The 5,901-nt window shown below is 66.1% G+C and carries 1 protein-coding gene; it reads right to left on the reverse strand.

What is annotated here, in order from left to right; translation table 11 throughout:
- On the reverse strand, positions 1-5,851 hold a 5,851-nt coding region (locus GX543_RS12745), incomplete at its 3' end, for a non-ribosomal peptide synthetase (RefSeq protein WP_290852348.1).
- Positions 5,852-5,901: the final 50 nt, after the last annotated feature.

Here is a 5,901-nt window from a genome sequence, read left to right on the forward strand (position 1 = left end):
CCACCCCCGCCAACGCAACATCCCCAACCAAAACACCCGCATCACGCACAACAGCCCGAAGAACCTCCCCCACAACCCCAGCAAAAACCTCCACCTGACCACCATCAAACGCCGACGGCAAATACTTGATCGTCAACTGCAACCCATCACCGAAGGGCGACGTGCTCATCCCGAGCGGATAGTGCGTCGCGTCATGAGCGTCGACGTCTGCGACGCTGAGCGCGATCTGACTGCTCGACAGCGACTCGGTGTCTACCGGATAGGACTCGTGCACCACGAGCGTGTCGAAGAGGGCCGGCAGTTCGGTGAGCGCAGTGATCTCCGGAAGTCCCACATGCTGGTGATCGAGCACTGAGACTCGCGTCTCCTGCATCCGTCGCAGAGTCTCGCCGATGCTCAAGTCCGGATCAACGTCGACCACCGCGGGCAACGTATTGATGAACAGACCGATCATCGAGTCGACGCCATCGAGATCCGCGGGCCTTCCCGACACCGTCTCGCCGAACGCGACCACCTGGCTGCCGGTCAGCCGCGACAACAGCACCGCCCAGGCGAACTGCATGACCGTCGACACAGTGCATCCCGCAGTGCGTGCGGCACGCTCGATCTCCGCGGTCAGCTCAGCGTCGAGCACCACGTTGTGGTCCACCGGCTGCACATCGACGGTGGCCTCTGTCGCACCCGCGACCAACGTCGCCTCGTTCAGTGGAGCGACCACCCGCTGCCACGCGGCCAGTCCTGCAGGATCGTCCGCCGGCGACAGGCCTGCCACGAAATCACCGAAGTCTTTGTCCGACGTGCCGACCTGGGAGGTGTACGTGGTTCCGACTTCGTAGAGCGCCAAGAGATCGGCGATGAGCAGAGGGCTCGACCAACCGTCGATGAGGATGTGGTGACTCGTCACGAGTAGGCGCACGCCCGCGTCGGTACGAACGATGACGAAACGCATCAGCGGCGGCGACGCCAGGTCGAATGGCTTCAGGCGCTCGTCGCCCGCTCGCTCCGAGACGAAGCGCGCGACCGCATCATCGTCGGCGCCGCGCATGTCGACGACCTCACAGGGAACGGTCACTTCGTCCGGGACCACCGCAACCACCGCTCCACTGGCCGCGTGCACGAAGCCCGAGCGCAGGACGCGATGGTGGACCGGCAGTTGCGCGATCGCAGCCTCGAGTCGACTGACGTCGACGTGCCCGTCCAGCCTCAACGCCACCTGCGCGACGTACACGTCGATGCCTTCAGTCGCGCCCACAGCGATCTCGGACTGGAACACGAATCCTCGCTGCAGCGGGGACAGCGGCCACACGGCCGCACCTGGATACCGCACTGCGAGATCATCGATGTCATCCTGCGAGAGGCGAACACCCGGGATGTCCGACGGCGAGAGACCCGGATCGACTCCGGAATCCACGAACTCGACTATCGAGCGCAACTCGGCGGTGAACCGACCGGCGAGATCGGCGATGTCGGACTCGGCGAACATCGCGCGAGGGAATCCGAACTCCGCCGCGAACGAGCGAAGTCCACCCTCCCCGCGGACAGTTGCGATGTTGACGGCGAGAGCGTTCGTGGCGACCATTGCCCCACTCACCGACCCCGGCAACACCGGTGCGCCACTGGCGGGCAGGAAATCACCGTCGGAGTCCTCCGAGCCGGTCACGTTGCCCAGGTAATTGAAACCGATCGACGGCAGCGGGCGGCCGGAGAGTTCTGTGTCGACCGAGTAGCGCAGTTGCCCGAAGGCCAGCCCGTTGTCCGGTTGGCTGATTCGCGCTTCCTTGGCAGACTTCACCGACCGCGTGACATCGGCCGACGGATCCACCGCAACGGGGGCGATGGTGGTGAACCAGCCGACGGTGCGCGACAGGTCTGCTCGGCCGCCGCCTTCTGGGGCTCCCGCGAGCGCGTCTTCGTAGCGACCGTGGCCCTCGAGCAGAATCGAGATGGGTCCGGCATCGTCGACGATGCCGCGGTCGTGCTGCCATGCGCGCACCGCCCGCGCGAGTGCGGCCAGCAACGGATCGTTCACCGCGCCGCGGAAGGCTTCCGGGACCCGGGTCAGCGTTGCCTCGGTGATCTCGGCGGGAACATTCTCGACGATCGTCGTCACCGTCGCTGCGAGGTCTCGCCTGCGATCGATGTCCGCTCCGAGAGCCGTCGACGCCTCGGGAAGACGAGCGAGCCAGTAATCGATCTGGTGCTCCCAGGTCGAGGCGTTCGCACGCAAGGCCAGCGCCCACGAGCGCATCGACGTGAGTTCCTTGCGAAGCGCGAACGGCAGTCCCGCGCGCAGTTGGGACCACGCGGTCATCAGATCTTCGATGACCACCCGCCACGACACGGCGTCGATCACCAGGTGATGGATGACGAGGACGATGCGCTTGAGCCCATCTGCGGCAACCACGACAACGGCCTGCACCATCGCACCGGCCGCCGGGTTCAGCCGCGCCGACGCAGAAGTGAACGCGACGCGCAAGTCCTCGGCGAACTCCGGATCACCGGTGCCGTGGTCCGACTGGAGTGAGGTCACGTCGGCCGCGCCGACCGGCCGCACACCGGACTCGACGACCCACTGCCCGTCCACCTCGACGAATCGGGAAGCAAGTATCGGATGAGCCGTGGAGACCGCTCCGAGCATGCTGCCCAACGCGTCAACACTGATCTCGGCAGGAGCGTTCAGCACCATCGACTGCGAGAAATCAGCGAAGTCGTCGGCCGCCTCGCTCAGTTCCACCATCCACGACATCACCGGAGTCGGAGCGAACGTTCCTGACGCACCGCCTTCTGCCTCCTCCAGCAACGGCGCCTGCTCCGATGCCGCCGCAGCGGCGGCGGCGGCGATCCCGCGAATCGTCTTACGCTCGAAGATCTCTCGGGGCGAGATCGTCAAGCCCGCGGCCCGCGCCGCGGACGCCAACTGGATCGACATGATCGAATCGCCACCGAGCGCGAAGAACGATTCGGTGACGCTGACGTGATCCGTCCCGAGGAGTCCGGAGACGATCGATTCCAGCATGACCTCAGCCTGCGACTCCGGAGCGACGAATTCGTCGGTGATCCGCCGCGTCGGCATCGGCAGCGCCCGCCGGTCCAGCTTCCCCACGGCTGTCAGCGGCAGCTCCGCGAGCGTCGTGATGGAACTCGGCACCATGAAGTCCGGCAGCGCGGCGGACAGGTGGTCACGCAATTCGTCGACATCGACATCGATGTCGATGTCGATGGGCACCACGTAGGCGGCGAGTGCGGACACGACGGAATCACCCGCACCCGCGACGCGGTCAGAGAGCAGCCCGACCACAGTCGCCGATTTGACTGTCTCGTGCGCGGCGAGCACGTTCTCGATCTCGCCCAGTTCGATACGCAGGCCGCGCAGTTTCACCTGATCATCAGATCGGCCGCCGATAGCGATCGCCAGGTCACCGTCGGACTGAGCAACCCACCGTGCCAGGTCACCGGTCCGGTACATCCGGCCGCCGCTCCGATTGTTCGGATCTGCGACGAACCGCTCAGCGGTCAGGCCGGGACGATCGAGGTAGCCGCGTGACAGCGCCATCCCGCTGATGTACAGCTCGCCCAGCACGCCGGCAGGCACCGGAAGCATTCGGCTGTCCAGGATCTGCATGGCGACCCCGCGCAACGGCGGACCGCTGATGGCGGGTTCGCCGACGCGCATAGGCGAACTGATCGCCGCTACGATCGTCGTCTCGGTGGGCCCGTAGACGTTCTGAACTCGAACAGTGGGGACCCATGCGTCGACCAGAGTCTCCGGTACCGCTTCACCACCGACATAAACGACTCGCAGGTCCGGCATCGTGCCCGGCTCCATGGAGCTCAGCACAGTCGGGGTCAGGAAGGTGTGCGTGATGCGGTGCTCGCGCATGAAATCCTGCAGGTCCGATCCACCGATCGCCCCCGCTGGACGGTAGTAGAGGGTCGCCCCCGAGATGAACGCGAGGAGATACTCGAGCGCCGACGCGTCGAAGCTCGGCGAGGCGAATCCCAGCACCCTGGAATCGCCGTCGGCATCGGCACGATCACGTTCCTCGACGGCGAAGTTGTGGAGACCGGAATGTGTCACCGAGACGCCCTTGGGGCGGCCGGTGGAGCCCGAGGTGTAGATCACGTAAGCCGTGTTGTCGATGCGGGCCGCAGCATGGAGTTCACTCGCGGCCAGCGTCTCCGCGCTACGTCCGCGCACCTGCTGGGAGAAGGCCGGATCGTCGATCTCCCACCACTGGAACGCCGCGCTCGGCAGCTCGCCTGCGGCCGCGACCGTGAGTCCGAGTCGCGCACCGGAATCGGCGACCATCGCGGCGACTCGCTCCGCAGGGTAATCCGGATCGACCGGCACATAGGCGGCACCGGTCTTCGCGACCGCCCACAGGACGGTCATGAAATCGATCGAGCGCGGAATGGCGACGGCGATCAACATCTCCGGCGATGCACCGTGCTCGAGCAGTTGTCGAGCAAGGCGATTCGACGCCGCGTCCAGCTCGCGGTAGGTCATGGTCTGCCCACCGCTGACAACGGCGGGGTGGTCTGGCCGCTGCGCCGCTGCCTCCACCAAGAGGTCCGACAAGAGTCGCGGTCGGGCTCCGAGCGCGCCGCCGACCGGCAGCAGTCGTTGCTGTTCTTCCTTGGTCACGAGCGGCGCGTCACCGACGGCACGCCCGGTGTCCGACGTCAACACATGCAGCATGGAGATGAGCCGATCGGCGATCGCGCGGACGGTGCCCTCGTCGAAGAGGTCGGTCGCGTAATTGACGTGCCCGGCCCAGCCGCCCCCGGAATCCGTCGAGAGAGTGAACGTCAGGTCGACCTTTGCCGAGGTGTCTTCGCCGACGACGGATTCGATGTCGAGTTCGCCCAAACGGATCGGCTCGCCGTCGGAGGCTTGATCATCAGCGACAAACGTCAGCAGCACCTGCGTCAAAGGTGCAAAGGCCTCCGACCGCGCTGGCGACAGCGCATCAACGACCACTTCGAAGGGCACGTCGGCGTGCGCGAAGGCGTCCAGGTCGACCTGTCGGACGCGCTTGAGGAAGTCGGTGAACGATTCAGCGGGATCGGTGTGGGTGCGCAGCACGAGCGTATTGACGAACATGCCGACCATCGGATCGAGTTCGACTTGGCCGCGGCCCGCATTCGGCGTTCCGATCGCGATGTCGCTGGTAGCGGACAACCGGGACAGGAGCACCGCGAGCGCGGCGTGCAGGACCATGAAGTCGGTGGTGCCCGAAGCGAGGGCCGCGGACCGGACTGCCGCGACCGTCGCTGCCGGCACATCGAACCCGAAGCCGGCGCCGCGCATCGAGGCGGCCGCCGGACGTCGCCGATCCGTCGGCAGCGGCAGCACGTCTGGAAGATCGTTCAACTGGTCGCGCCAGTACTTCAGCTGGTTCCCGACAACGGACGAGGGATCATCCGGGTCGCCGAGTTCCCGCTGCTGCCACAGCGCGACATCGGCGAGCTGCACGGGAAGCGGGACGAACAACGGCTCTTCGCCGCGCGAGCGCGCGACGTAGGCGGCGGTCAGATCCGCGATCAACGGCCCCATCGACTCGCCGTCGGCGGCGATGTGATGCAGGACCACGGCGAGCGTGTGGTCGCGGCCGGATTCGGCGGACCACAGGCGGACTCGGATCGGCGGCTGCACCGCGACATCGAAGCCCTCGGTCACCGAGTCCTCGACGTCGGCCGCGGATTCGACAACCTGCCAGTCGAGGGACCCGTCGACGGCGTCGATCGGTGCGATCTGCTGATGCGGAACACCATCTATCGCGGGGAACGTCGTACGCAACACCTCATGCCGCACCACCACATCCACCACCGCAGCCCGCAACGCACCCACATCCAACACACCACTCAACCGCAACACCGCAGGAATGTTGTACGTCGACG

It is taken from the genome of Gordonia sp. (in: high G+C Gram-positive bacteria), from assembly GCF_012515855.1.
Lineage (GTDB): Bacteria > Actinomycetota > Actinomycetes > Mycobacteriales > Mycobacteriaceae > Gordonia.